The organism is Williamsia sp. Y844 (assembly GCF_056786475.1).
This window is the reverse complement of sequence record NZ_JBXCJB010000002.1, coordinates 643,743-669,472: the sequence shown is the minus strand read 5'-3', so window position 1 is coordinate 669,472 and position 25,730 is coordinate 643,743. Positions and strand designations below refer to the sequence as shown.

General features: G+C 64.3%; 24 protein-coding genes and 1 pseudogene. 10 read left to right on the top strand and 15 right to left on the bottom strand.

Annotated elements, in window-relative coordinates; genetic code table 11:
• Positions 1-259 precede the first annotated feature (259 nt).
• The 3 genes from AC1TQG_RS15430 to AC1TQG_RS15420 form a co-directional block, all read right to left on the bottom strand.
• The gene (locus AC1TQG_RS15430; RefSeq protein ID WP_482138256.1) at positions 260-1,123 is read right to left on the bottom strand and encodes an acyl-ACP desaturase; all 864 of its coding nucleotides are present in this window, start codon (positions 1,121-1,123) and stop codon (positions 260-262) included.
• 126 nt (positions 1,124-1,249) lie between these two features.
• Positions 1,250-2,548 carry a serine hydroxymethyltransferase gene (glyA, locus tag AC1TQG_RS15425; protein WP_482138254.1) on the bottom strand — a complete coding sequence of 433 codons (1,299 nt, stop codon included), beginning with the start codon at positions 2,546-2,548 and terminating at the stop codon, positions 1,250-1,252.
• Positions 2,549-2,670: 122 nt separating this feature from the next.
• Positions 2,671-3,879, bottom strand: a complete 1,209-nt coding sequence (locus AC1TQG_RS15420; protein WP_482138777.1) for a DUF885 domain-containing protein — start codon at positions 3,877-3,879, stop codon at positions 2,671-2,673.
• A 98-nt stretch (positions 3,880-3,977) separates the two neighbouring features.
• Between AC1TQG_RS15420 and coaA the strand changes: the two genes are divergently transcribed.
• The gene (gene coaA / locus AC1TQG_RS15415; RefSeq protein WP_482138252.1) at positions 3,978-4,910 is read left to right on the top strand and encodes a type I pantothenate kinase; all 933 of its coding nucleotides are present in this window, start codon (positions 3,978-3,980) and stop codon (positions 4,908-4,910) included.
• A 30-nt stretch (positions 4,911-4,940) separates the two neighbouring features.
• On the opposite strand, the gene AC1TQG_RS15410 is transcribed toward coaA, so the two are convergent.
• Positions 4,941-5,723 carry an isoprenyl transferase gene (locus AC1TQG_RS15410; RefSeq protein WP_482138251.1) on the bottom strand — a complete coding sequence of 261 codons (783 nt, stop codon included), beginning with the start codon at positions 5,721-5,723 and terminating at the stop codon, positions 4,941-4,943.
• A 103-nt stretch (positions 5,724-5,826) separates the two neighbouring features.
• Between AC1TQG_RS15410 and trhA the strand changes: the two genes are divergently transcribed.
• Complete coding sequence (gene trhA / locus AC1TQG_RS15405; protein WP_482138776.1) at positions 5,827-6,453, top strand: PAQR family membrane homeostasis protein TrhA; 627 nt, start codon at positions 5,827-5,829, stop codon at positions 6,451-6,453.
• Here the strand turns inward: trhA and AC1TQG_RS15400 are convergent.
• On the bottom strand, positions 6,446-7,546 hold the full coding sequence (locus AC1TQG_RS15400) for a 3-deoxy-7-phosphoheptulonate synthase (protein ID WP_482138249.1): 1,101 nt from the start codon (positions 7,544-7,546) through the stop codon (positions 6,446-6,448). The two genes, trhA and AC1TQG_RS15400, sit on opposite strands and share 8 nt — an antisense overlap.
• Positions 7,547-7,815: 269 nt before the next feature.
• Positions 7,816-8,262, bottom strand: a complete 447-nt coding sequence (locus AC1TQG_RS15395) for an Lrp/AsnC family transcriptional regulator (protein WP_482138247.1) — start codon at positions 8,260-8,262, stop codon at positions 7,816-7,818.
• Between the two features lie 124 nt (positions 8,263-8,386).
• Here AC1TQG_RS15395 and AC1TQG_RS15390 point away from each other — a divergent pair, with 124 nt between their 5' ends.
• Positions 8,387-8,782 (top strand): hypothetical protein, encoded by a 396-nt coding sequence (locus AC1TQG_RS15390; protein WP_482138245.1) that lies wholly within the window; start codon positions 8,387-8,389, stop codon positions 8,780-8,782.
• Positions 8,779-10,014 carry an ornithine--oxo-acid transaminase gene (gene rocD / locus AC1TQG_RS15385; protein WP_482138243.1) on the top strand — a complete coding sequence of 412 codons (1,236 nt, stop codon included), beginning with the start codon at positions 8,779-8,781 and terminating at the stop codon, positions 10,012-10,014. Before AC1TQG_RS15390 ends, rocD begins: the two co-directional genes overlap by 4 nt.
• A gap of 21 nt (positions 10,015-10,035) precedes the next feature.
• Here rocD and AC1TQG_RS15380 read toward each other — a convergent pair whose 3' ends face one another.
• The 3 genes and pseudogenes from AC1TQG_RS15380 to mca form a co-directional block, all read right to left on the bottom strand.
• Positions 10,036-12,075 (bottom strand): thioredoxin domain-containing protein, encoded by a 2,040-nt coding sequence (locus tag AC1TQG_RS15380; protein ID WP_482138241.1) that lies wholly within the window; start codon positions 12,073-12,075, stop codon positions 10,036-10,038.
• A pseudogene (locus AC1TQG_RS15375) lies at positions 12,062-12,283 on the bottom strand (hypothetical protein); the annotation flags it as partial. The gene AC1TQG_RS15380 and the pseudogene AC1TQG_RS15375, both read right to left, overlap by 14 nt.
• Positions 12,280-13,146, bottom strand: coding sequence for a mycothiol conjugate amidase Mca (mca, locus tag AC1TQG_RS15370; protein WP_482138775.1), 867 nt, complete (start codon positions 13,144-13,146; stop codon positions 12,280-12,282). The pseudogene AC1TQG_RS15375 and the gene mca, both read right to left, overlap by 4 nt.
• A 129-nt stretch (positions 13,147-13,275) precedes the next feature.
• On the opposite strand from mca, the gene AC1TQG_RS15365 reads away from it, so the two are divergent.
• The 4 genes from AC1TQG_RS15365 to greA all read left to right on the top strand — a co-directional run bounded on the left by AC1TQG_RS15365 (position 13,276) and on the right by greA (position 15,939).
• The gene (locus AC1TQG_RS15365) at positions 13,276-13,704 is read left to right on the top strand and encodes a DUF4307 domain-containing protein (protein WP_482138239.1); all 429 of its coding nucleotides are present in this window, start codon (positions 13,276-13,278) and stop codon (positions 13,702-13,704) included.
• A 169-nt stretch (positions 13,705-13,873) separates the two neighbouring features.
• Positions 13,874-14,554, top strand: a complete 681-nt coding sequence (locus AC1TQG_RS15360; RefSeq protein ID WP_482138237.1) for an LppP/LprE family lipoprotein — start codon at positions 13,874-13,876, stop codon at positions 14,552-14,554.
• Between the two features lie 19 nt (positions 14,555-14,573).
• On the top strand, positions 14,574-15,347 hold the full coding sequence (locus tag AC1TQG_RS15355; protein WP_482138235.1) for a queuosine precursor transporter: 774 nt from the start codon (positions 14,574-14,576) through the stop codon (positions 15,345-15,347).
• A gap of 97 nt (positions 15,348-15,444) precedes the next feature.
• Complete coding sequence (gene greA, locus AC1TQG_RS15350) at positions 15,445-15,939, top strand: transcription elongation factor GreA (protein ID WP_482138233.1); 495 nt, start codon at positions 15,445-15,447, stop codon at positions 15,937-15,939.
• A 66-nt stretch (positions 15,940-16,005) separates the two neighbouring features.
• Here greA and AC1TQG_RS15345 read toward each other — a convergent pair whose 3' ends face one another.
• The 6 genes from AC1TQG_RS15345 to AC1TQG_RS15320 form a co-directional block, all read right to left on the bottom strand.
• Positions 16,006-17,541 (bottom strand): FAD-dependent oxidoreductase, encoded by a 1,536-nt coding sequence (locus AC1TQG_RS15345; protein WP_482138231.1) that lies wholly within the window; start codon positions 17,539-17,541, stop codon positions 16,006-16,008.
• Between the two features lie 4 nt (positions 17,542-17,545).
• Complete coding sequence (locus AC1TQG_RS15340; RefSeq protein WP_482138229.1) at positions 17,546-18,547, bottom strand: AurF N-oxygenase family protein; 1,002 nt, start codon at positions 18,545-18,547, stop codon at positions 17,546-17,548.
• Between the two features lie 137 nt (positions 18,548-18,684).
• Positions 18,685-19,383, bottom strand: coding sequence for a Tellurium resistance (locus AC1TQG_RS15335; RefSeq protein WP_482138227.1), 699 nt, complete (start codon positions 19,381-19,383; stop codon positions 18,685-18,687).
• 50 nt (positions 19,384-19,433) lie between these two features.
• Complete coding sequence (gene ilvA / locus AC1TQG_RS15330; protein ID WP_482138773.1) at positions 19,434-20,582, bottom strand: threonine ammonia-lyase; 1,149 nt, start codon at positions 20,580-20,582, stop codon at positions 19,434-19,436.
• A gap of 168 nt (positions 20,583-20,750) precedes the next feature.
• Positions 20,751-21,923 (bottom strand): cystathionine gamma-synthase, encoded by a 1,173-nt coding sequence (locus AC1TQG_RS15325; RefSeq protein WP_482138225.1) that lies wholly within the window; start codon positions 21,921-21,923, stop codon positions 20,751-20,753.
• A 49-nt stretch (positions 21,924-21,972) separates the two neighbouring features.
• Positions 21,973-23,376, bottom strand: coding sequence for a cystathionine beta-synthase (locus AC1TQG_RS15320; RefSeq protein ID WP_482138223.1), 1,404 nt, complete (start codon positions 23,374-23,376; stop codon positions 21,973-21,975).
• A 39-nt stretch (positions 23,377-23,415) separates the two neighbouring features.
• On the opposite strand from AC1TQG_RS15320, the gene AC1TQG_RS15315 reads away from it, so the two are divergent.
• Both AC1TQG_RS15315 and AC1TQG_RS15310 read left to right on the top strand, forming a co-directional pair.
• A complete protein-coding gene (locus AC1TQG_RS15315) occupies positions 23,416-24,354 on the top strand; it encodes an SGNH/GDSL hydrolase family protein (RefSeq protein WP_482138221.1) in 939 nt (312 codons plus the stop codon).
• A 70-nt stretch (positions 24,355-24,424) separates the two neighbouring features.
• Positions 24,425-25,645, top strand: coding sequence for an acetyl-CoA C-acetyltransferase (locus tag AC1TQG_RS15310; RefSeq protein ID WP_482138219.1), 1,221 nt, complete (start codon positions 24,425-24,427; stop codon positions 25,643-25,645).
• The last annotated feature ends 85 nt before the right edge of the window (positions 25,646-25,730 follow it).

Below are 25,730 nucleotides of genomic sequence, written 5' to 3'. Positions count from 1 at the left end.
AGTCAACGATCGAACCTCCCGGACGAACCGCTTCCCCGCGGCCCGTCAAACGTCAAAGTACGCCCAACACGGCGTGTCGGCTCGGTGGAATCGGCTCGTGTCCGTGAATAATCGGTTAACTGTTCCGCTGGCGGATCAGTCGAGATTCTGCGCCTCGGCGACCCCGCGCACCACCGCCCGGGAACCCAAAAACCCCACTCCTCCGCAGCCGTGACTGCGTGTGGAGCGGGGTTGGGTGAAGCCAGATGAAACCGCGTACTTACCGGCCGGCGGCGGCCAGGACGCGCTGACGTGCCGCCTCGCTGGTCTCGTCGAGACCGTCGAGAGAGTGCAGCTTGAGGTCGTCCACCAGAGCGGTGGCGACGAACTTCACGACATCGGCGTTGAACGGTGAAATGACCTCGAGGTCACCGAAGTCGTTGATGTCGGCACCGATCGGTTCGAGCTCGGTCAGCGCACGGTCAACCGACTTGATCAGTTCGGTCACATTGGCATCGACGCCGGCGTTGAGGAAGTTGGTGAACGTCTTCGCCTGCACACGGTCGTCGTGCACGATCTTCTCGACGATCCCCTTCAGGACATCACTGTCTGACGCCTCGAGGAGCTTCTCGCCGAACGACACACACTGCAGCTCATGCACCGCGAGCAGCGCCAACACGTCGAGGATCTCGTAGTCGGTCACCGACTCGGGCGTCTGCAACTTGCCCTTGGTCATGTGGTGCAGCCGCAGTGTCTCGGCAGCTTCCGGATCCATCAGCCGCGACACCACGAGGTAGTCCCGCAGCGCGATCGCATGACGATTGTCTTCGGCGGTCCAGGTTCCGATGACCTGCTGCCACGCACCGAAGATGGACGCCTTCTGCGCCATCAGACGGTGGTAGGACGGCATGTTGTCCTTGGTGAGCAGCAACGCCAGCAACGCTTTGACCACATCGGCAGGCAGCGGGGACGGCTGGTTCGGATCGAAGTCCTCGCCACCCAAGAACGCGAAGTTCTTGCCCTCGGCCCACGGCACGAAATCGTGCGGGTTCCATGCCACTGCCGCGGCGTTGTGCTCTTCCATGATTTCCGGAATCGCCTTTTCCAAGGCGTAGAGCAGTTCGTCCTGGGTCAAATCATTCACCCAGACAGCCTAGAGGTCGACCCGCGATATGCGAAACCAATCGCCCGAATACCGAACCCACCTCTTTCGGTCGAAACCAACTGTGGTTCGACCGAAAGAGATGGGTTCGTCTGGTGTGCTCGGGGTTCAGCGCTGGGTGCTGAGCAGGCCCCAATCCTCGAGTCCCTCGTACAGCGGGAAGTCGAGGGCGAGCTGCGAGACGCGGGCCCGCAGCGCAGAGACATCCGCGCCCTGGCCGGCAGCCAGTGCGGTGCCGATGATGTCGGCAACCTCACGGAACTGCTCTTCACCGAAGCCGCGGGTGGCCAGCGCGGGTGTACCGATCCGGAGGCCGGAGGTCACCATCGGCGGACGCGGGTCGAACGGCACCGCGTTGCGGTTGACGGTGATACCGACCTGATGGAGCAGATCTTCGCCCTGCTGGCCGTCGAGGTTGCTGTTGCGCAGGTCGACCAACACCAGGTGCACGTCGGTGCCGCCGGTCAGGACCGACACACCGGCCTTGGCGACGTCCTCACCGTTCAGGCGCTCGGCCAGGATGCGAGAACCGTCGAGGGTGCGCTGCTGGCGCTCCTTGAACTCCTCGGTGCCTGCGATCTTGAGGGCCACGCCCTTGGCAGCGATGACGTGCATCAGCGGGCCACCCTGCTGGCCGGGGAACACTGCGGAGTTGAGCTTCTTGGCCCACTCCTTCTTGGCCAGGATGATGCCCGAACGCGGACCACCGAGGGTCTTGTGGACCGTCGACGACACGACATCGGCGTACGGGACCGGCGACGGATGCAGTCCGGCGGCGACGAGTCCGGCGAAGTGGGCCATATCGACCCACAGGTGCGCGCCGACCTCGTCGGCGATGGACCGGAAGGCCGCGAAATCCAGGATCCGCGGATAGGCCGACCAGCCGGCGACGATGACCTTCGGCTTGGTGTCGAGGGCGACCTTGCGCACCTCGTCCATGTCGATGCGGAAGTCTTCTTTGCTCACGCCGTAGAAGGCGTTCTCATAGAGCTTTCCGGAGAAGTTCAGGCGCATGCCGTGCGTGAGGTGGCCACCGTGGGCCAGGTCGAGGCCGAGCATGGTCTCGCCGGGCTCCATCAGCGCGGCCAGGACCGCAGCGTTGGCCTGCGCACCGGAATGGGGCTGCACGTTGGCGAATTCCGCGCCGAACAGCTCTTTCGCCCGGTTGCGGGCGATGTCCTCGACGACGTCGACGTATTCGCAGCCACCGTAGTAGCGGCGTCCGGGGTAGCCCTCGGCGTATTTGTTGGTCAGCACACTGCCCTGGGCCTGCAGCACCGCGCGCGGAACGAAGTTCTCCGACGCGATCATCTCCAGCGTGTCGCGCTGACGGGTCAGCTCGCCGTTCATCGCGGCCGCCATATCCGGGTCTAGCTCAGCCAGGGATGCGGTGTTGACGTCGGTCATTTGTCTCCTTCAGACGCTGCTGCGCGGGCGAATCCGCAGGTTCAGTGTAAGAGACCGGGCGAACACCGATTACATGCCCTATTATTCGTCGCCGCGATGCTGCTTTTCCGCGGCCAACCCGGCTACACACCGGCAGCCAACTCCGCCCGCAGGCGCCCCGGTGTCAGCGGCTCATCGAGCAGCCGGCCGAAGCGCACCAGCCGATCCGCCGCAGGCGCGACGTCCAACCACTCCTGCAGCAGGCGGAAGCCCTCGACGTAAGTGCTGATGTAGGCCCGCCACAACGGTGATGACAGGAACCGCAGCATCTGCCGGGCCCGCTCATCGGTGGCGAGCAGCCAGGTCTGCAGATAGGTCGCGACGGTGTCCTGGTCGGCGCCGCGGTCGTGCAGCAGCAGCGCCGCGTCCTGGCGCACGCCGAGCAAACCAGCGGTGGCCCTACCGATGGCATTGGCGCGCTCACCGTCGAATCGCAATCCGAGGTCCGCGTAGATGTCCTGCGCCCAGAGCCCCCACTCGGGCCCGATCGCGGCGTTCAGCGCATGGTCGGCGAGACCTTCCGCCATCAGGCATTGCGGGGTGTTCACCAGGAAAATCGACTGCTCGACCTGACCTGAACCAACCAGCAATTGCTCTTTTCGGCAGTGTTCGGTGTGGTGTCCCGGATAGGCCTCATGCGCGATGAGGTGCGGCAGCGACGACATGTGCTGGGTGAGATCACCGTTGATGGCCACCTTGGACCGGTAGTCGCCCAGGTAGTAGTTGAACCCGGACCATGGCTTGTCGCCGACCACCTCGAAGTCGACGATCTCCGACTCGGGCAGCGCGTAGGTGCCCCGCACCCGTTCCCGCAGTGCACCGCTGAACGCCGACACCACCTCGGCCACCCGGTCCTGCGGGATCTCCTCGGCACGTTTGTGCGCGGCGTAGCGCTGTGCGAGATCACCGGTGCCCGGCAGCAACTCATCGAGCTCGGTGTGGGCGCGGCGATAGGTGTCCGGATCACCCATCGTGATGTCGACGTCGAAATAGTTGCGGACTTCCTCGACGAACCCGATGTCATCGCCTGCGAACTTTCGCGCCGAACATTCGAGCGCCCGCAGCGCCGAATCGATGAACTCGGTGCGGATCTCACCCAATCCGGCGCCGGGGAGTTCGTCGCGCAACGAAGCCGCCTGATGGGCAAGGTCTCTCGGATCGGGCACCGGGGCGTTCTCGACCTCGCGTCGCAACGCCGGATCACCGGTGAACGCGTCGACGAAACCCTCTTCGAGACGGTCAAATGCCAGGCCCAGCCGCAGATACCGCGACGTGATCGCTTCGTTGTGCATGGGGTCAAACGCTACCGAAGTGACCCCGGAGTTGTTGCCCTCGGATGCGTTCGCAAGGATGATCTCCATGCCGCGGGTCCCACGGATCGAAAGTTGACATGTCACGGATAACCGAGCCGAGTCCGTATATCGAACTCGATCGCCGCCAGTGGCGGGATCTGCGCCAATCGATGCCGATGGTGCTGACCGAGAGTGAACTGCGCGAATTGCGCGGTCTCGGCGAACAGATCGACCTCACCGAAGTCGCGGATGTCTATCTACCGCTCTCCCGTCTGATCCACCTCCAGGTCGCTGCCCGGCAGCGCCTGTTCGCCGCGACGGCCACCTTCCTCGGCGAGCGCAAGCCTGAGCGACAGGTGCCGTTCATCATCGGTGTCGCAGGCAGCGTGGCGGTTGGCAAGTCGACCACCGCCCGCGTGTTGCAGGCGCTGCTCGCCCGCTGGGAATCTCACCCCACCGTCGACCTGATCACCACCGACGGATTCCTCTACCCCACCGCGGAGTTGGAACGTCGCGGAATCATGCACCGCAAGGGTTTCCCCGAGTCCTATGACCGTCGCGCGTTGCTGCGATTCGTGACCGAGGTGAAGTCGGGCGCCCGCGATGTGTCGGCTCCGGTGTATTCGCACGTGTCCTACGACATCGTCCGCGGGACCAAACACCATGTGCGGCAACCTGATATCCTCATCGTCGAGGGACTCAATGTGCTCCAGACCGGAGCCCGGCTGATGGTGTCGGACCTGTTCGATTTCTCAATCTATGTCGACGCCCGGATCGAGGACATCGAGGACTGGTACATCACCCGGTTCCTGGCCATGCGGACCACGGCCTTCGCCGATCCGAACTCGCACTTCCACCATTACTCGTCACTGACCGATGATCAGGCGACGCTGGCGGCCCGCGACATCTGGAACGGCATCAACCGGCCGAATCTGGTGGAGAACATCCTGCCGACCCGCCCCCGGGCGACGTTGGTGCTTCGCAAAGACGCCAATCACGCGATCAATCGGGTGCGTCTACGCAAGATCTGAGGACAACGGGTTCAGTCGGAACCCTGGCGCTCACTTACCGAATCGGCGGCTGCGGGCACCGTAGTCACGGAGCGCACGCAGGAAGTCGACGCGACGAAATGCCGGCCAGTAGGCGTCGGTGAACCAGATCTCGGAGTACGCGCTCTGCCAGAGTAGAAAGCCCGAAAGGCGTTGTTCGCCAGATGTTCTGATCACCAGGTCGGGATCGGGCTGGCCGCGGGTGTAGAGATTCTGGTCGATGGCGTCCACGGTGACCGCGTCAACCAACTCTTCAGGGGTATCGCCGGCCGCAATCCGGTCGGTGAGCAGCGAACGCACCGAGTCCACGATCTCCTGGCGACCCCCATAGCCCACCGCCACGTTCACGGTCGGGCCGACCCGGCTTGCGGTCTGCTGTTCGGCGGCCTTCAGCCGACTCGACACCTCGACCGGCAGTTGATCAAGCGCGCCAACCACTTTCACGCGCCACGGCTGTCCGGGCGCGGAGATCTCTTCTACGATGTCCGGGACGATCTGCATCAGCGCGCCGAGTTCTTCGGTGTCGCGGCTCAGGTTCTCGGTCGAGAGCAGATAGATGGTGACCGTCGAGATGTCGAGCTCACTGCACCAGGTGAGTACCTCGGCGATCTTCTGCGCACCGACCCGATGCCCATGATTGACGTTCTCGAACCCGGCCTCGCGGGCCCATCGACGATTGCCGTCACAGATGATCGCGATGTGACGAGGTATACGTTCTGGATCGAGGTAGTGGGTGAGCCGACGCTCGTAGACCCGGTACATGGGTCCACGCATGGCGTCGGGAATCAGCTTCACTGGGTACACCTTACGCGGCGTGGAGGTCGGTCGATGCTTACCTAAGCTACCGTGGATTGTGGTCTCCTCCGAACTCGCACGACTCGCCGAATTCCAGCCCCGCATGCGGGGTTGGATTCACCTATACGCCGGCTTCATCGCCATCGTCACCGGGATCGCGCTCGTCGCCGTCGCGTGGGCGATGGTCGGCCCGATGGCCGCCCTGGCCTGCGGTATCTACGCACTGACGGTCTGCGGCGTGTTCGGGGTCAGCGCCACTTACCACCGGGTGCACTGGACCACCGACGCCGCCAAGATGTGGATGAAGCGGGCCGATCATTCGATGATCTTCATCTTCATCGCGGGCAGCTACACACCGTTCTGCGTGATCGGGCTGGAGCCCCCCACTCAGACGGTGGTGCTGATCATCGTGTGGGCCGGCGCACTGGCCGGGGTCACCCTCAAAATGGTCTGGCCCACCTCACCGCGCTGGCTCGGCGTGATGCTCTACATCATCCTGGGCTGGACGATCGTCGCGGTCGCCCCGACACTCATCGACTCGGTGGGTGTCGCCGTGCTCGTACTGCTGGCCGTCGGCGGATTCTTCTACACCGTCGGTGGTGTGCTCTACGCGACGCAGTGGCCCAACCCGTGGCCGAACACATTCGGTCACCACGAGTTCTTCCACGCCTGCACCGTCATTGCGGCGCTGGTCCACTACGTCGCGGTGTGGCTGGTGCTGTTCAGATAGCGGCGGCCGGGGCCTTGGCTGCCGAAAGCGTCTGCACCACAGCAACCGTGGCATCCCAGTCCATGCACTTGTCGGTGACCGACTGGCCGTAGGTCAGCACCTGGGCGTCCGGCGACTGCGCACCCGCGACGAGGAAGCTCTCCAACATCACCCCGCTGATACCGTGCTGTCCGCCGACGATCATCTCTGCGATGTCAGTGGCGACCACGGCCTGCTGGATGTGGTCCTTGCCCGAGTTGGCGTGCGAGCAGTCGACCATGACCAGTTCCGGCAGTCCGGCCTTGGCCAGTGCAGCGAGCGTGGCATTGATCGAGTCAACGGCGAAGTTCGGTCCCGATGTGCCGCCTCGCAGGATGACGTGGCAGTCCTCGTTGCCGACGGTCTCGACGATCGCGCCCCGGCCGAAATCATCAACACCGAAGAAGACGTGCTGGGCTGCAGCAGCTTTCACACCATCAACCGCAACCTGGATGTTGCCGTCGGTTCCGTTCTTGAAGCCGATCGGCATCGACAGACCCGAGGCGAGCTGGCGGTGCACCTGCGATTCGGTGGTCCGGGCACCGATCGCGCCCCACGCGACAGCGTCGGCGATGTACTGCGGGCTCGTCGGTTCGAGGAACTCACAGCCCACGGGTAGACCGAGGTCGATGATGTCGAGGAGCAACGCGCGGGCGGTACGCAGGCCGCGCTCGACGTCGAACGAACCGTCCATACCCGGGTCGTTGATCAGGCCCTTCCATCCGACCGTGGTGCGAGGCTTTTCGAAGTACACCCGCATCACGATCTTGAGCCGGTCGGCATGCTCGACGGCAAGCAACGCCAGGCGTCGTGCGTAGTCCAGCGCGGCGACGGTGTCATGAACCGAACACGGTCCGACGATGACCAGCAGGCGGTCGTCGCGGCCGGCGAGGATGTCGGCGATCTCGTCGCGATCGCGCTGCACGACGGCGGCGCGGCGATCGGTCAACGGCAGTTCGGCGCGCACCGTGTTCGGTGACGGGATCTCGCGGAAGGCGCGGATGCGGCGGTCGGACGTCTCGGGTCCGACCAACGTCGCCTGCTCGGCCTGCGGGGTGGTGGTTTCGCTACTCATGATGCGTGCCTTCCTGATTTCGGCGAGCACCTGCACTCATGTAACCGGTGCCCTGACAAAGAAAAAAGCAGCGACCATGGTGGTCACTGCTCGGGGCTCCGGGTGTTGGCGCGCGTTAGTACAGCGCAGTATCGGCGGCTCCACCCGGAGCCTCGATAAAGCGCCAATAGGCACCAGCACAAATGTTCATGTCGGCCAAGGTAGCACGGCAGTCATCTGCCACCCAAAACAGATATCCACTGCAGGAATGCTCGGGCCCGACGACTCCCTCAGGGATGACCTCGATCGATCACCCTGGACAGCACGATGATGCTCTCGGAGTGGTCGACGGTCTCGGCGGCCCGGATCCGTTCGAGCGCCACCTCCAGATGCTGGACATCGCGCGCGACCACCCGCAGGATCGCATCGGCCGGACCGGTGACGGTGGCAGCGCTGACCACCTCGGAGATGTGCTCCCACGATTTGGCGAGGATGTCCGGGGCGATGGTGCCCCGGCAGAACACCTGGACGTATGCCTCCGTGGTCCATTGGAGCGCTGCCGGATCGGTGACGACGGTGAATCCGCGGATCACACCCGAGGACACCAGACGGTCGACCCGCCGCTTCACAGCCGGAGCCGAGAGCCGCACGCACTCCCCGATCTGCGCATAGGTTTGCCGTGCATCACGAGTCAGAGCGCCCAGAATCGCCTCGTCGATCTCGTCCAGCTCAGCCACCGGCCACCCTCTTTTCACCTCACGCAACAGATCGTTCCATTGTGCCAGATTGCACAATAGATAGCTGGCCTCAACACAAGGCACGTAGATTGATTGCGTCACAGGGGCTTCCTACGATCAATGAGTGACCATCACCGAGTTCGCGCATGCCACCAGGTCCGATCGAGTCTCCTCACCGCGGCGTTACGCGATGACCCCGCCTGCCCACTTTGCGGTCACCTACCAGATCAACCCGTGGATGGACCCGACCGTGGCCGTCGACACCGCACGCGCCTACCAGCAATGGAACACGCTCCGCGAGACGTATATCCAACTGGGACACTCGGTTTCAGAAATACCGCCGGTCCCGTTCTCCGACGGTCTCAATGTTGTGATGACCGACGCCGCACCACATCTGGCAGCACTTCTCACCGTCGCCGGGTTCAACCCGATCAGGGTGGATCTGTCCGAATTGCTCAAAGGTGGCGGCGGCGTCAAATGCTGCACACTCGAGCTACGAAAGGCCGGGGGCCCATCATGACCGTCGACATCACCCATTCCGTCGATCCGATCATCTCCTCGGCCGAACACATCGCGCTGGTCGACGACTTTGCCACCCACAACTATTCATCGCTCCCCGTTGTCGCGGCCACCGCCGAGGGCGCCTGGATCACCGACGTCGAAGGCCGCCGATACCTCGATTGCCTGGCCGGTTACTCGGCGATCAACTTCGGCCATCGCAATCGGGAGATCATCGCCGCCGCCATGGACCAACTCAGCCGGCTCACGTTGACCAGCAGGGCCTTTCACTCTGACCGCCTGGGCCCCTTCTGCCGGGATCTGGCCGCGCTCTGCGGCAAAGAGATGGTGCTGCCGATGAACACCGGCGCCGAAGCGGTGGAATCGGCCATCAAGGTGGCCCGCAAGTGGGGCACCGACGTCAAGGGTGTGCAGGCAGGTCGGGCGTCGATTGTGGTGGCGTCGGGCAATTTTCACGGCCGGACCACCACTATCGTGAGTTTCTCGGACGACGAGATCGCCCGCACCGGTTTCGGTCCGTTCACACCCGGATTCCGCATTGTTCCGTTCGGTGACGCCGCGGCGATGGCCGCCGCCGTCGACGACACCACCGTTGCGGTACTGATCGAACCGATCCAGGGTGAGGCCGGCATCATCGTCCCACCGGACGGCTACCTCGCCGATGTTCGTGAACTCTGCACCACCGCAAATATTTTGATGATCTGCGATGAGATCCAGTCCGGTCTCGGCAGAACCGGAACCACCTTCGCCTGTGACCATTGGGGCGTGGTGCCCGACCTCTACACGCTGGGCAAGGCCCTGGGCGGAGGTGTATTGCCGGTGTCGGCCGTGGTCGGTGACAGCAACATCCTCGGGGTACTTCATCCCGGCGAGCACGGTTCGACCTTCGGCGGCAATCCGCTTGCTGCCGCGGTCGGTTCGACGGTGGTGCACATGTTGGGTACCGGCTACTGGCAGGATCGCGCGGCCACGCTTGGCACACATCTCCACGACCGGCTGCGGGCGATGATCCCAGGCGGTGTCATCGCGGTTCGGGGGCTCGGACTGTGGGCGGGCGTCGATGTCGATCCAGCGCTGGGTACGGGCAAGGATCTCTGCAAAAAACTCGCCGAGCGCGGCGTGCTGGCGAAGGACACCCACGGCAGCACCCTGCGATTCGCCCCACCGATTGTCATCACGGTTGACGAAATCGATTGGGCGATGGATCAGTTCGCTGCGGCCTTACACGCCTGACCCCCGTCTGCCCGATTGAGGTCACGCCAGTTGCGCTGCGAGTCCTTCGGCAGTGGTGACCGGGAGCCCACACACCGATCCACGGCAGATATAGGCGGCTGATTCACCGTTCACCGGGGGCCGTCCGGCCAGTAGCGGCTGAGAATCGACGACACCACCGATCACGATGGCTCCGCCCGGCGCTCGCACTCGCGCCTGGGTGAGCAGTCCGGTGGAATCGATGTCGGGCTGCGACACCGCGATCTGAAGTGGTCCGGCCAGGCGAGCCGATGCGACCGCCAGCCAATGCCCCGCCGACCGCGGCAGCTTCTCCAGCAGCACGGACCCGCGGGCCAGGGTGTCGTCCGCTAGTGCCATGTAGGCGTCAGCACTGCGCGGGGCGCGATCGGTCGGTGCCAGCGGCGCAGCGGTCAGCAGCGCCTCGGCCACCAGTGAGGTACCCGCCGGTGTTGCCCCATCGATCGGATCCCGCGGTCGTGTCAGCAACGCGTCGGCGTCCGATCCGGCGTCGTACCACGACCCGGACACCTCGGGGTCGGCGAAAAGATCAATCGTGCGGTCGAGGAGATCGAGTCCGCGATCTCGCCAATGCTGTTCTCCGGTCACCTGATAGAGCGCCAACAGCGCGGTGACCAATGCGGCGTGATCGTCGAGCATCGCCAGTGGCGCACCGACCACACCATCGAGTGAGGACCGCCGCAGCCGTCCATCAGGCAGATGACGTGCGAGCAGCTCCCCGGCGCACCAGGTGGCCAGATCGATCCACTCCGGACGTTCTAGTCCGGCTCCGGCTTCGGCAAGTGCGGTGATGGCCATGGCGTTCCAGCCCGTCACCACCTTGCCGTCGATCCCCGGTTGCGGCCGCAGTGCCCGGGCGGCAGACAAGCGCGCCCGCACCGATTCGAACCGGCCGATGTTGTCGGGGTCCGCGCGCAGCTGCAGTGTCGACGCACCTTCTTCAAAGGTGCCCGCCGCGGTCACGGTGAACAGCTGCGCCGCCCACTCTCCGTCGTCGTCCCCGAGTACGTCGACCAATTCCTGTGGCGTCCACACATATGTCAGGCCCTCACGGCCGTCGGTGTCGGCATCGAGAGCCGAGGCGAACCCGCCGATCACCTTGAGGTCGCGTTCCAGAAACCCGATGGTTTCCTCGGTGACCTTCTGCGCCAACGGATCTGAGGTGATGCGCGCCAGGTGCGCATACACCCTCAGGAGTTGCGCGTTGTCGTAGAGCATCTTCTCGAAATGCGGGACCACCCAGTCCTTGTCGACCGCATACCGGGCGAAACCACCGGCGAGCTGATCGTAGATACCGCCTCGGGCCATCACCGACGCGGTCCGCCCAGCGGTCTCGAGACCTCTCGGGTCGCCGGTGCGCTCTGATTCGCGGATCAGTCCTTCGAGTAACGCCGACGGCGGAAACTTCGGGGCGCCACCGAATCCGCCGTAGTCGCGGTCCTCGTCCTCGAGGACCTGGGTCACCGCGTGCGCGAGGAGCGGGTCGTCGACGGCGAGTTCCGGATCCGGCAAGCCCGCAGCGTTTGCCGCGAGTTGCTCGGCGACCGCGGCGCCCACCCGGTGAACCTCATCGCGTTTGGAGTTCCACGTCTCGGTGATCGCATCGAGGAGTTGCACAAAAGACGGCAGACCGTGCCGCGGTACCGACGGAAAGTAGGTGCCGCAGTAGAAAGGTTCACCGTCCGGCGTCAGGAAACAGGTCATCGGCCAACCACCCTGGCCGGTCATCGCGACCGTGGCATTCATGTAGATGGCGTCGATGTCGGGCCGCTCTTCGCGGTCGACCTTGATGCACACGAAGTGGCGGTTCATCACCGTCGCGGTGATCGGGTCCTCGAACGACTCGTGCGCCATGACGTGGCACCAATGACAGGCCGCGTAGCCGACCGACAACAGGATCGGTACGTCCCGCTCGCGCGCCCAGTCCAGCGCGTCGGCGCCCCACTGCTGCCAGTGCACCGGATTGTCGGCGTGCTGGCGCAGATAGGGACTTGTCGCCTCAGCGAGACTGTTGCTGCCTCGGGTCACCATCGGTCCCGTCATCGGCGGCCTGATCGTCTTCAGGATGGTCCCAGTCGAACTTCTTCGGCAGCTTCTTGAGGTGCCGGTTCATCGACCAGATCAAGAAAACTGTTCCCACCAGCAGCAGTACGACGACCAGCAGTCCCAGCGGGGATGCCTTGCCGAACTCGGGGCCCTGGGGGGCGGCGAGCACGTCGGTCAACTGCGCTGCGGCGTAGGTCATGTTCATCGCACAACCTCCTCATCAGCGGTTATTCCAGCGAACAGATCGGTCTCGGGGATCGCGGTCTTGACGCGGGTCTTGGCCAGCTCGAATTCTTCGGTCGGCCAGAGTCGTTGCTGCCAGTCCATCGGGACCGCGAAGAAGATTCCGTTGGGATCGATCTGTGTGGCGTGCGCCAGCAGCGCCTCATCGCGCTTCGGGAAGTAGTCGCCACAGGTCACCTGTGTGGTGACCCGGCCCATCGTGTTCCCGCGCTCGGGATCCCAGTTCGACAACCACTCGGCGAAGGGGCTCTCTTTGCCGATCTTCTCGTACTCGTCGGAGAACAAGATCATCCGATCGCGGATGAATCCGTGGGTGTAATAGATCTTCGAGACCGCCCAGGGCTCTCCGGCATCGGGGAACTGCTCGGGATCGGCAGCGGCCTCGTAGGCGGCCATCGACACCTCATGGTCGCGGATGTGGTCGGGATGCGGATAGCCGCCGTGTTCGTCGTAGGTGATCATCACGTGCGGCTTGAACTCGCGGATCACCTTGACCAGTGCCTCGGTCGGGATCTCCAGCGGGATGGCCGCGAACGAACCCTCGGGAAGCGGCGGTTTCGGATCGCCCTCGGGCAGACCCGAATCGACAAAGCCCAACCACTGCTGGCGGACACCGAGCGCGGCCGCAGCCTTGGCCATCTCTTCTCGACGAACTTCCGGTAGGCGCTCGACGATGCCCGGCAGATCCATCGCCGGATTGAGGATGTCGCCGCGCTCACCGCCGGTCAGGGTGACCACCAGAACGTCGTGTCCTTCAGCGGCGTATTTGGCCATCGTGGCCGCGCCTTTACTGGACTCGTCGTCGGGGTGCGCATGCACCGCCATCAGTCGTAGTCCAACCACGCGATTTCCTCACCTTCACAACAGCCCGATATTCGGGTTCAATACTCCCACCGTCGGCACCGGCCATGGCGCACCGGGACCCGGTTCTGCCTCCATGGTAGGTATGAACACATGACAAGCCCTCGCACACTACCGCCGGGGCGCTACCCCACCGACCGCTCACCACGCTCTCGCCGCGTGTGGTCGATAGGCCTGACCACGCTGGTCATCGCCCTGGGCGTGCTCGTCGCGTGGGTCGGCTACAACAACTTTTCCGACCCCGACATCTCCGGAGAAGCCACCGGCTACGAGATCCTGAACGACACAAGTGTTGAGGTGAAGTTCACAGTTACCCGCAAGGATCCCGGCGTTCCGGCCACCTGCATCCTGCGTGCCCGATCCTTGGACGGCAGTGAGACCGGCCGCCGCGAGGTCTACATCCCGGCGTCGAACGAATCCCCCTACGCGATGTCCGAGATCGTCAACACCTCGGCCGCCCCGGTGGTCGGCGAGGTCTACGGATGCAGCAAGACGGTTCCGGAGTATCTGGTCGCACCGTGACCTGAACCACCCGCCACGGGTCGTTCAGTCGACCGACATCACCGATGGCCCCTCGGACCGGTTCACCTGCACACACTCTCGACGTCGGAATTTCGATGCCTTTCTGTGACTAACTTTCTCGCCGCCCGTTACGACGGAGCAAGTGGGTCGGCAACCAAAGGATCAATCGATGAAAAAGACTGTGGACAACCATTTTTCGGCAACCAGGTCGGCGGCCCGCACATGGATGGCCGTGTGTGCGGCGGCGGTATTGATTGCCGGCATCTCCGGGTGCTCGGACTCTGACAACTCGAACTCTGACAACAAGGCCGTCGACGGCAGCTCGGCGTCGTCGGCGTCACCGGCATCGACCGTCACGCAGGCGCCCAGAACGACGCAGCCGGCCGGTCAGAGCGCAACCATCACCGCGCCGCCTGCCGACACGAACGATCCGGGCGGCAACCCCGATCCGGACGACAACTCCTCGTGCGATCCCGCCGCAATCATCGACTCGGCGATCGGCCAGATCGACCCGCCGGTACCCGGTGGCCGCTGGGTGAGCGCGGAGTCCGACTTCAGCTGCTCGGGATTCACATACGTGGCCCTGGCCACCGAGGGTGGCACCGTATCGTCGCCCTACCAGCTGGCCTTCTTCCACGACGGCGTTTCCGTCGGCTCCGCCTGCAACCTCTCCTACCAAACCGTCACCGGCGCCGACGACAGCGAGGTGTACGTCACTTACCGCTACATAGTCGGCGACGAGCCCAACGCCGACCCCCAGGGACAGGTCGCCGTCAGCTACCGCTGGACCGGTTCCGGAGTGGAGAGGATCGGCGAACTCCCCGGGGCATTGCAACCGAATGGATGCTGATCGCCCATAATCGGCACCCATGACATCCACTGATAGGTCTGGGCAGCCGGACTCGCTCACCGCCAAGGGAACGAGTCCGGCGTTTGCCACCATTGCAAGTCCGTATTACCCGATGCTCGTCGCCCTCTTCGTCGGCGTGATGATGATCAGCAACATCACCGGCACCAAGGCTGTGGTGCTGTTCCCCGATCTCCACTTCGACCTCGGCCCGCTGTCCATGAACGGCCTGGTGACCGACGGTGCCTTCTACCTCTTTCCCCTCGCCTACGTCCTCGGCGACGTGATCAGCGAGGTCTACGGCTTCCGCGCGATGCGACGCACCATCCTGGCCGGATTCTTCGTCCTGCTGATCGCATCCTTCTGCTTCTGGCTGACCATCAAGCTGCCTGCCGCCGATTTCTACGACGGTCAGGAGTCCTTCGAGACGGTCGCCGGCGTGATCCCCCAGTTCCTGGCGGCCGGTCTGGCCGGTTATGTCGTCGGCGAGTTCCTCAACTCCTGGGTCCTGGTGAAGATGAAAGAGCGGTCCGGCGAGAAACACCTGTGGGCCCGGCTCCTCGGCTCCACCGTTGTGGGCGAGTTCTTCGACACGCTGGTTTTTTGTGCGATCGCGGCCAGCGCACTGGGCATCTCGACCTGGTCCGATTTCTTGAATTACGCACTCATCGGCTTCATTTGGAAGACCCTCGTCGAGATGGCGATCATGCCGCTGACGTACGCGGCCATCCGCTGGCTCAAAAACCGCGAACCAACCTACCGATCCAACCTCGCCCAAGGGGGCATAATTTCCTAGGAGTTCGAGATCCGTACATGTGACCTGCTACTCTTGGCTGATACACGGTTCCGAGAGGGGCCGTGTTGCTGCATTTAACGAGAGGGAGTGATCGAGCATGACCGACACCGAGGTGACCTGGCTTACCCAGGAGTCCCATGATCGGCTCAAAGAGGAGCTCGACGCGCTGATCGCGAACCGTCCGGTGATTGCCGCCGAGATCAACGAGCGTCGCGAAGAGGGAGACCTCAAAGAGAACGGTGGTTACCACGCTGCCCGTGACGAGCAGGGCCAGCAAGAAGCCCGCATCCGGCAGCTCCAGGAGCTACTCAACACCGCCAAGGTCGGCGAGACACCCACGCAGTCCGGTGTGGCTCTGCCGGGTTCTGTCGTGAAGGTGTACTACAACGGCGATGAGTCCGACACCGAGACCTTCCTGATCGCCACGCGCGAGCAGGGATCGTCTGAGGACAAGCTCGAGGTGTACTCACCGAAGTCCCCACTGGGTGGCTCGCTCATCGACGCCAAGGTCGGCGACACCCGCAAGTACACCGTGCCCAGCGGCGCCACCGTCTCGGTGACGCTTCTCAGCGCGGAGCCGTACCACAACTGAGCAACCAAAATGAGCCCTCACGGCGAGCTTCACGCTCGCCGTCGAGGGCTCATTTTTGTGTGCGTATCAGCGTGACAGAAGTCGCCGACGCTTCGGCGTGACCGGCACCGACAACAGTCCGGCCTCGAGATCGGCGCGAAGCTGCGCGACCGTCTGCGCCGAATCAGACTTGTTGGTGCCGATGAAGCCCGACGGGCCACGTTTGATCCATCCGGTGACGTAGACGCCGGTCATCGGCGTCCCGTTCTCGACCACTCGGCCCTGATCGTTGGGGATGACACCGCGTTCGCTGTCGAAGGGCAACCCGGGCACCTCGACGCCCTTGTAGCCGATAGAGGTCAGCACCAGCCCGGCCTCGACCGTCTCGCACTCCCCCGTCGACTCGATCCCACCCCTCAATGGATCAAGCCGATTGATCCCGAACCTGACGCCCGCGGCCGAACCGTCCGCGTCTACGACGATCTCCTGCGGCGACCGTAGGAAACCAAGCCTGATCACAGGTCCCGATCGTGGTGTGCGCTGCGATAATTCGGCCAGGACGTCGAGTTTAGCTGCGACGGCGTGATCATCGGGTGAACCGTAGGACGTCAGCAGTTCCGGATCGACCGTCACGTTGACTCCGCGGTCGGCCAGCCCGACCAATTCTGGCAACGTGAATGCGGCGTCGGCCGCGCCGCGGCGCGCGACGACAAGCACTTCTTCGACCTTCGAGTTCCGCAACGCGGACAATGCCGTCGACGAAATCGAGGTTGATGCAAGGGCTTCCGGATCAGTGGTCAGAATACGCGCGACATCGAGCGCGACGTTGCCGTTGCCGATGACGACCACCCGCCGATGCGAGAGATCGAAAACACGATCGGTGAAGTCCGGGTGCCCGTTGTACCAACCGACGAATTCGGTTGCGCTGGACACGTTCTCCAGATCGACGCCAGGAATGTCCAGTCGTCGGTCGGTTTTCGCACCACCCGCGTAGATCACGCCATGGAAATCGCGGCGCAGATCGTCGAGCGCGACGTCGCGGCCGACTTCACAGTTGAGCATGATGTCGAGACGATCGCTGCGCGCCATCTCGTCGAACAGCGCCATCACCTTGCGGGTCGAAAGATGATCGGGCGCAACGCCATAGCGGGCCAGACCGAAAGGCTTGTCGAGGCGTTCGTACATGGTGACGTGTACGCCCGGATAACGCAGCAGCTCGTCGGCCGCGTACATCGCCGACGGCCCGGACCCCACGATCGCCACGCGGATGTCACCGCCGCCCGGCACCTCGATCGGCTTGGGCTTGCTGATGGGCGCCAACGGCAGCCGCAGCTTTTCGTCGACCGGGAATCGAACCGGCAACGGTGACACGGCTTCGTAGTGTGCGGCGTTGATCTCGAGGTAACGCTCGTCCTGGGGTTCGATGCGATGGCCGGGGACGATCGCGCCGACCGGGCAGGCACTGACGCAGGCACCACAATCGACACAGGTCGCCGGGTCGATGTAGAGCATCTCCGAGGTCAGGAAGTCGGGCTCATCCGGTGTCGGATGGATGCAATTGACCGGACAGGCGTAGACGCAGGAGGCGTCGGCACAACACGCCTGGGTGACAACGTGCGGCACGGACTTATGCTGCCGCGTAGGCGGGTTCGCTGCGGAACCGCGAAGGACGTCCGCCGATGCCGAGGATCTTCCACAGGAACCGCGAGAACGGATTCATCAGACCACACTGCTGCCCCAACATGCGGACGTCGCCGAAGACGTTGTGCAGGAACTCCTTCGAGTTGTCCGACTTCCAGAACAGTTCCTTCATGACCTCATCGGGAACATCGAAGTCCTTCTGGAAAGACTTGGGCGGCACCACGATCGCGCCACAGAGGACACGCATGATGATCGGGAACATCAGCGACAGCAGGAACCGCTGGAAGAGACTCTTCTTCGGGACGGTCTCGCGCAGCAGGTGATGGGCAAAGGAGATGTGCCGCGCCTCTTCGGCCACATGCAGCTGCATCACGGCCATCATGGTCGGGTGCATCTCATCGCGGTTGCGCAGGAAGTCCTTCTGGATGTGGTCGATCGGCTCTTCGCCGCCGAGCACACCGAAGAAGAACAGGCTCGGGAAGATCGTCGACGCGAGCGGCACCAGCGGCGAGATCATCCGATAGCCGAGCTTTGCGCCGGGTACATCGACACCCGTGCGGTTCACGAACTCCTGAAACATCAGGGTGTGATTGCACTCTTCCTTCGACTCATGGGTGGTGTACCGGAATTCGCGTGCGCCATTCGGGAGTTTGAAGCTGTACTGCATCAGTCCGCGGATGAGGATCGACTCGAACTGCAGACCGACTTTGGCGACGTTGGCCTGCCGCCACATGCCGATCTTGATCTGCTTGTCGAGCGGGAGATTCTGGTACCAGGGATGCCGACCGATCGGGTCGACGTCCTTGGACAGGACCCACCGGGGATCGTTGTCGACGACCGCCATGTGCGGCGCGTCCCAGTCGATGTCGATGTACGGGTCGAAGTTGCGGTGCACCGAGGCGCTCGACAGATCGTCGAGAACCTGCTCGTAGTTGTCGCCGGTGGCGGCTTTGGCGTGCTCCGGGACATACTTCAACGCTTCAATCATCTGCGACTCCTCGCTGCAACATGTTCACATGACGCTAGAAGGCCGACGCGAACTTGTCAACGCACGTTGTTAAATCAATGAGCGTTGTCATGCCAGATACCGGCGGCGCAACGAGGAGATCAGGCTTCGACCGGGTGTTATTTGCTGCCGCGCCCCCAGTTGAGACCCCACCGAAAGTGCTTGTCCATCTTGTCGCCGCCGGAGAAATACTCGACCGCACGGGTCACACTCACACCACTGCTGCCGACCTCGATGAGAACGATGGATGCCGTCCGCAGACTATTCTTGGCCGAGTCCATGCGCACCTCGATCGGCGGACCGAACTGCGATTCGACCGTGACGACACCGTCGACCGCCGCCCAGTTCGGGCTGCCCTCGTAGATGTCGGCGAAGATCAGGATGCGCCGGAAGACCGACGGGTCGGCCAGGTTCACAAACATGTTCTCGCCGCCTGCAGAACTGCCGGAGCGGTCGTCCTGGTCGAGTTTGATGTACGGCGGCTTCTCCAGCGTGCCGAAGTTGCGGTCGAGCGCCCCGATGCCGCCGCGGGTCCCGTCGGCCAGCTCGTATAGACAGCGAAGGTCGAGGTCGACGGAGCTCTTGCGTTTGAAGAACCCGCCGGTGGGTGCCGACTGCGCCCAGTTCAGGTTCACGCGGATGGTACCGCCGGAAGCGCCTGACTTCGCGAGGTTCACGGTCGGCTGCGCCTTGGTCAAGGTGATCTTGCTCAGCTGGACCCCGGGGGCGGCGGGCGGTGGAACCGACGGCGCGGCCGGAGGTGGCGACGCCGGTGCGGGTTGCGTCGGTTTCGGGCGCTTGCTGTAGTCGATTCCCATACCGGGAAGCCTAGTGCGACGAGGGGAAGAATCGGACAGAGAGTGTTAGATCAAGCCACCGAATAGCCGGCTTCGGCGAGCGCGGCCCGCACCTTCGTCTGGTGATCGGGCCCCTTCGTCTCCAGACTGACCGTCACCGAGACCTCCCCGAGGCTGAGTTCACCGCTGACCCGCGAGTGGATCACGTCGACCACACTGACGTTCAGGTCGCGCAACAATTCGAGCAACGCCACCAGACCGCCCGGGCGGTCCGACACTGTCACGGTGATCGTCAGATACCGTCCTGCGGCGTGTAGGCCATGGGTGGTCACCTGGGTCAACAGCAACGGGTCGATGTTGCCGCCGGACAGCACCACGCAGACCTGTCCGTCGAGTTCGAGACCGGGCAGGCTCATCAAAGCCGCGACCGCCGTCGCACCGGCCGGTTCGACAACCAACTTGGCCCGCTCCAGCACCAGTAGCAAGGCCTGGGAGATCGATTCCTCGCTGACCGTGACAACCTCGTCCACCAGGTCCTTCACATGCGCGAATGGCACCGCACCCGGCATGGCCACCGAGATGCCGTCGGCCATGGTGTTCATCGACTGAGCCTTGACCGGTTTGCCTGCGGCAAGCGAATCGGGCCAGGCCGCCGCGGACGTCGCTTGGACACCGATCACGCGCACGTCTGGCCGATGCAGTTTGACCGCGGCGGCCACACCGGCGAGCAGTCCGCCGCCGCCGAGGGGCACCAACACGGTCCCCACGTCGGGCAACTGCTCGAGGATCTCGACCCCCACCGTCGCCTGCCCGGCCACGATGTCGGGATGGTCGAACGGGTGGATCATGATGGCGCCGGTCTCTGCGGCGTAGCGGGCCGCCGCCTCCAGACTCTCGTCGACGGTCTCGCCTTCGAGGATCACCTCGGCGCCGTAGGAACGGGTCGCGGCGATCTTGGGCAGAGACGCACTGGTGGGCATGTATACCCGCGACGCGATGCCCAGCGTCCCGGCCGACCAGGCCACACCCTGCGCGTGGTTGCCCGCACTGGCCGCGACCACACCGCGCGCTCGCTCCTCAGCACTCAGCCCGGCGATGCGCAGATACGCTCCCCGCGGTTTGAAAGACCCTGTGCGCTGCAGGTTTTCGCACTTGAGCCACACGTCGTGGCCACAGCGCTCCGACAACGCCCGCGACGCCACCACCGGCGTCCGGCGCATCACCGGTGGTGCCAGCAGCTGCACCGCTCGATCGATGGACGCCTGATCAATGCTCACAGGGTTACCTTGCCACCCACAACGCAAAATTCGCGCCGCTTACCTGCGTGTGCGCCGGTTGCAACCGGTGCGAACGCAGGTAAGCGGCGCGAATTCGAACGGTGATCGGTATCAGCCCAGGGCGTTTTCGATATCCCCGAGCAGGTCGCCGATGTCTTCGATGCCGACGGACAGCCGGACCAGGTCATCGGGGACCTCCAGCAGCGACCCTGCGGTCGACGCGTGGGTCATCGCGGCGGGATGTTCGATCAGCGATTCGATACCGCCGAGCGACTCGGCCAGGGTGAACACCTCGGTGCGGTCGCAGAACTGTTGAGCGGCTTCGAGTCCGCCGGACACACGCACAGAGATCATGCCGCCGAAGCGACTCATCTGCTTCGCCGCTGCGGCGTGGCCCGGGTGGTTCGCCAGTCCCGGGTAGAGCACCGAGTCGATCTTCGGGTGCGAGAGCAGGAAGTCGACGATCCGCTCGGCGTTGTCGCTGTGCCGGTCCATCCGGACGGCGAGCGTCTTGATGCCGCGCATGGTCAGGTAGGCGTCGAACGGTCCGGGCACTGCACCGGCACCGTTCTGCAGGAACGCCAGATCGGTGTCGAGCTGCTCATTGTCGGTGATCAGTGCGCCACCGACGACATCCGAGTGACCACCGAGGTACTTGGTGGTCGAATGCAGCACCACATCGGCACCGAGGGTCAGTGGGCGCTGCAGGTACGGCGAGGCAAAGGTGTTGTCCACCACAAGCTTTGTGCCGGCCTCGTGCGCAACACCGGCAAGTGCCTCGATGTCGCCGATGTTGAGCAACGGGTTGGTCGGGGTCTCGATCCAGACCAGCTTCGTGTTGGGGCGAATGGCCGCCCGCACCGCGTCGACGTCGGTGACAGGTGCCACCGAGTACTCGATCCCCCACTGCGAGAAGACCTTGTCGATCAACCGGAACGTTCCGCCGTAGGCGTCGTTGGGGATCACCAGGTGGTCGCCCGGCCGCAGGGTGGCCCGCAGCAGCGCATCGGTGGCAGCCATGCCGGATGCGAAAGCCCGACCGAAACTTCCGTCTTCGAGGGCCGCGAGGTTGGCCTCGAGCGCCTGACGGGTCGGGTTTCCGGTACGGGCGTACTCGAATCCGCCGCGCATTCCGCCGACGCCGTCCTGGGCGAAGGTGGAACTCGCGTAGATCGGCACGTTGACCGCACCGGTCAGCGGATCCGGTTCGTATCCGGCATGAATCGCCTTGGTGGCAAATCCCTGCCACTTGTGCGAGTCGGACTTACTGCGCTGCTCACTCATGGCAACCAGCCTAGTGCCCCGAAAATCGTCGCCCCGATCGCCCTGACGGTCAGCCGATGGCCGGTGCACCGACCGCGCTGACAAATGCCAGCAGATCGTGGCGGGTGATGACGCCGATCGGTTTGCCGTCCTCGACCACCATCAGCGCGTCGGTGTCGCCGAGTGCCTTGGTCGCCGTCGATACCGGCTCGCCGGAGCCGATCAACGGGAAGGGCTTTCCCATGTGCGCACTGACCGGGTCGGCCAGGCTGGCCCGGCCCTCGAACACCGCGCTGAGCAGTTCACGTTCGCTCACGGCACCGGCGACCTCACCGGCCATGATGGGCGGCTCGGCGCCGACCACGGGCATCTGCGACACCTCGTACTCACGCAGGATCTCGATCGCATCGCGCAGGGTTTCCTGCGGATGGGTGTGCACCAGATCGGGCAGCGCGCCCGACTTGCCGCGCAGTACGTCGCCGACCAGCGGCTCGGACTGGCCCTTGCCGTCGAGCGGGGTGCGCAGGAATCCGTAGCTGCTCATCCACTTGTCGTTGAAGATCTTGCCCATGTAGCCGCGGCCACCGTCGGGCAGCAGCACGACAACCAACGCGTCCGGGCCCTCACGCTCGGCCACTCTCAGTGCCGCCACGACGGCCATACCGCAAGAGCCACCGACCAGCAGACCCTCTTCTCGGGCCAGGCGGCGGGTCATCTCGAACGAATCGGCATCCGAGACCGCGATGATCTCGTCCGGGATGGACGGGTCGTACGCGCTGGGCCAGAAGTCTTCGCCCACACCTTCGACCAGGTAGGGGCGCCCGGTGCCGCCGGAGTACACCGAACCCTCTGGATCGGCGCCCACGACCTTCACCTTGCCGCCTGAGACCTCCTTGAGGTAGCGGCCGGTGCCGGTGATGGTGCCGCCGGTGCCGACACCCGCGACGAAGTGGGTGATCTTGCCGTCGGTGTCGTTCCAGATCTCGGGTCCGGTGGTCTCGTAGTGGGACTCGGGGCCGGCCGGGTTCGCGTACTGGTTGGGCTTCCAGGCGCCCTCGATCTCGCGGGTCAACCGATCAGAGACGTTGTAATAGCTGTCGGGATGCTCCGGTGCCACTGCCGTGGGGCACACCACAACCTCGGCGCCGTAGGCCTTCAGGACGTTCCGCTTGTCCTCGCCGACCTTGTCGGGGACCACAAAAACACACTTGTAACCGCGCTGCTGGGCGACCAGTGCCAGACCGATGCCGGTGTTACCCGATGTCGGTTCGACGATCGTGCCGCCGGGCTTGAGTTCGCCGGATGCCTCGGCCGCATCGATCATCTTGATGGCGATGCGGTCCTTGGAGCTACCGCCGGGATTGAGGTATTCCACCTTCGCCGCCACCAGGCCCGACCCTGCCGGGACAACCGAGTTGAGCTGGACTAGCGGGGTGTTGCCGATGAGGTCGGTGACGTGACTTGCGATGCGCATGTCTCTATCGTCCCAGACCGCTTCGATTATGTTGGAGCTGTGTCCGCATCCAGGCGCCGAGTGGCCCGTGATCTCGCTGCTGCCACCGTCGCCACCGCAGGTACAGCAGGTGCCGGATGGTGGGCAATCACCTTCCTCAACGGACAGGCCGCGCACGCCCGCACCGTCATCCCCCATCGCACCGACAACCCGCCCGACGGCGACGGGATCTACGGGCCGGACGACCTCGGGCCGGTCCGGTATCGCCGCGGCGACGACTTCGATCTGCATCTGATGGTGTTCGGTGACTCCACCGCTGCCGGTCTGGGCGCCGAGACCGCCGACGAAACACCCGGCGTGCAGCTCACCCGGAAACTGGCGAACGAGACCGGCCACCGAATCCGCTTGAGTACCAAGGCGATCGTCGGTGCGACGTCTCGAAGCCTGACCGGTCAGGTGGACGCGATGCTGATCGCCGGTCCCCCACCCGACGTCGCGATCATCTTCATCGGCGCCAACGACGTGACGAGTTCCAGCGGGATCCGCGCGTCGGCCAAGCGACTGGGCGCTGCCGTCCGGCGGTTGGAGGATTCCGGGGCTCGTGTGGTGGTCGGTACCTGCCCGGACCTCGGCGTTGTCGCCGCCATCCCGCAGCCGCTGCGGATGGTCATCCGGCAGTGGGGTCTGCGACTGGCGGCAGCTCAGGCGGCGGAGACCCGCTCCGCCGGTGGCACCGCAGTGCCGTTGGCAGACCTGTTGGTCCGTGAGTTCCTGGCGGCACCGGAACGAATGCTCTCGGCCGACAACTATCACCCGTCTGCGGCCGGCTACGAACTTGCCGCCAATATCCTGTTGCCTGAGGTCCTGGCCCGATTGGGCGAATGGGGCACCGGCCCGTTGCCCGATCCACCCGCTGTGTCGGCCGTCGCGGAAGACATCAAATGGTCGACCCGCGCCCGCGCTGTGATGCACCGGACCGCCCAGCGATGGTCTGGTTGACCACGCGTAACGTCAGCACTTGATCAGCATCACACTGACCTGCGAAACACATGCATCATAGGGAGTTCTCATGCCAGAAGCAGTTATCGTCGCCACCGCCCGTTCACCGATCGGCCGGGCCGTCAAAGGTTCACTCAAAGACGTCCGCCCCGACGAACTGGCCCGCCAGATGGTCGAAACCGTCCTGAACAAGGTCCCCGAACTCGACCGCGCCGACATCGACGACCTGCACCTGGGATCCGGACAACCTGCGGGCAAAGCCGGCTTCAACATGGCCCGCGTCGTGGCCGTCCTGGCCGGAATGGACCACGTCCCCGGCGTCACCGTCAACCGCTACTGCTCCTCGTCCTTGCAGACCACCCGCATGGCCCTGCACGCGATCCGTGCAGGCGAAGGCGATGTCTTCATCTCCGGCGGCGTCGAGAGCGTCTCGAGCTTCGGCACGGGCAACGCCGATGGCTGGCCTGACACCAAGAACCCCGAGTTCGCCGTGGCGATGGAGCGCACCGCCAAGGCAGCGCAGGGCGGTGGGCCGGCTTGGAGCGATCCTCGCTCCCAGGGCCTTCTCCCCGACATCTACATCCCCATGGGTGAGACCGCTGAAAATGTCGCCTCGTTCACCGGCATTTCTCGCGAGGATCAAGACCATTGGGGTGTGCGCAGCCAGAACCGCGCCGAAGAAGCCATCAACTCCGGGTTCTTCGCCCGCGAGATCGACCCGATCACCCTGGCCGACGGCACACTCGTCACCACCGACGACGGCCCTCGTGCGGGTACGACTTACGAGAAGATCAGCCAGCTCAAGCCGGTCTTCCGCCCTGACGGCACCGTCACCGCAGGCAACGCCTGCCCCCTCAACGACGGCGCCGCCGCACTGGTCATCATGAGTGACACCAAGGCCAAGGCTCTCGGACTGACGCCGTTGGCCCGGATCGTCGCGACCGCGGCCACCGGCCTGTCCCCCGAGATCATGGGCCTGGGCCCGATCGAAGCTGTCCGCAAGGCACTGCGCTTCGCCGGTATGGGCATCGGCGACATCGACCTGTTCGAGATCAATGAAGCCTTCGCGGTGCAGGTCCTGGGATCAGCCAAGGAACTCGGCATCGATCACGACAAGCTCAACGTCTCCGGCGGCGCGATCGCGCTGGGCCACCCGTTCGGTATGACCGGTGCCCGGATCACCACCACGCTGATCAACAACCTCAAGACCTACGACAAGAGCTTCGGCGTCGAGACCATGTGTGTCGGCGGCGGACAAGGCATGGCGATGGTGCTCGAGCGCCTCAGCTGAGCCGCTCCGACCACCCCTGAAGGCAAAGCAAAGCCCGCGACCGGATTCGGTCGCGGGCTTCGCTTGTTGGAACAGACTTGTTCGA

What these genes read in the sequence shown, in the direction of transcription:
- AC1TQG_RS15420 (WP_482138777.1), bottom strand. Translation starts at nt 3,879, where the DNA reads ATGCACAACGAAGCGATCACGTCGCGGTATCTGCGGCTGGGCCTGGCA.
- AC1TQG_RS15325 (WP_482138225.1), bottom strand. Translation starts at nt 21,923, where the DNA reads ATGAGTGAGCAGCGCAGTAAGTCCGACTCGCACAAGTGGCAGGGATTT.
- glyA (WP_482138254.1), bottom strand. Translation starts at nt 2,548, where the DNA reads ATGACCGACGTCAACACCGCATCCCTGGCTGAGCTAGACCCGGATATG.
- AC1TQG_RS15380 (WP_482138241.1), bottom strand. Translation starts at nt 12,075, where the DNA reads ATGACGGGACCGATGGTGACCCGAGGCAGCAACAGTCTCGCTGAGGCG.
- AC1TQG_RS15310 (WP_482138219.1), top strand. Translation starts at nt 24,425, where the DNA reads ATGCCAGAAGCAGTTATCGTCGCCACCGCCCGTTCACCGATCGGCCGG.
- greA (WP_482138233.1), top strand. Translation starts at nt 15,445, where the DNA reads ATGACCGACACCGAGGTGACCTGGCTTACCCAGGAGTCCCATGATCGG.
- AC1TQG_RS15400 (WP_482138249.1), bottom strand. Translation starts at nt 7,546, where the DNA reads ATGAGTAGCGAAACCACCACCCCGCAGGCCGAGCAGGCGACGTTGGTC.
- AC1TQG_RS15320 (WP_482138223.1), bottom strand. Translation starts at nt 23,376, where the DNA reads ATGCGCATCGCAAGTCACGTCACCGACCTCATCGGCAACACCCCGCTA.
- coaA (WP_482138252.1), top strand. Translation starts at nt 3,978, where the DNA reads ATGTCACGGATAACCGAGCCGAGTCCGTATATCGAACTCGATCGCCGC.
- AC1TQG_RS15340 (WP_482138229.1), bottom strand. Translation starts at nt 18,547, where the DNA reads ATGATTGAAGCGTTGAAGTATGTCCCGGAGCACGCCAAAGCCGCCACC.
- trhA (WP_482138776.1), top strand. Translation starts at nt 5,827, where the DNA reads ATGCGGGGTTGGATTCACCTATACGCCGGCTTCATCGCCATCGTCACC.
- AC1TQG_RS15335 (WP_482138227.1), bottom strand. Translation starts at nt 19,383, where the DNA reads ATGGGAATCGACTACAGCAAGCGCCCGAAACCGACGCAACCCGCACCG.
- AC1TQG_RS15365 (WP_482138239.1), top strand. Translation starts at nt 13,276, where the DNA reads ATGACAAGCCCTCGCACACTACCGCCGGGGCGCTACCCCACCGACCGC.
- mca (WP_482138775.1), bottom strand. Translation starts at nt 13,146, where the DNA reads ATGGCGGTGCATGCGCACCCCGACGACGAGTCCAGTAAAGGCGCGGCC.
- AC1TQG_RS15360 (WP_482138237.1), top strand. Translation starts at nt 13,874, where the DNA reads ATGAAAAAGACTGTGGACAACCATTTTTCGGCAACCAGGTCGGCGGCC.
- rocD (WP_482138243.1), top strand. Translation starts at nt 8,779, where the DNA reads ATGACCGTCGACATCACCCATTCCGTCGATCCGATCATCTCCTCGGCC.
- AC1TQG_RS15355 (WP_482138235.1), top strand. Translation starts at nt 14,574, where the DNA reads ATGACATCCACTGATAGGTCTGGGCAGCCGGACTCGCTCACCGCCAAG.
- ilvA (WP_482138773.1), bottom strand. Translation starts at nt 20,582, where the DNA reads ATGCGCCGGACGCCGGTGGTGGCGTCGCGGGCGTTGTCGGAGCGCTGT.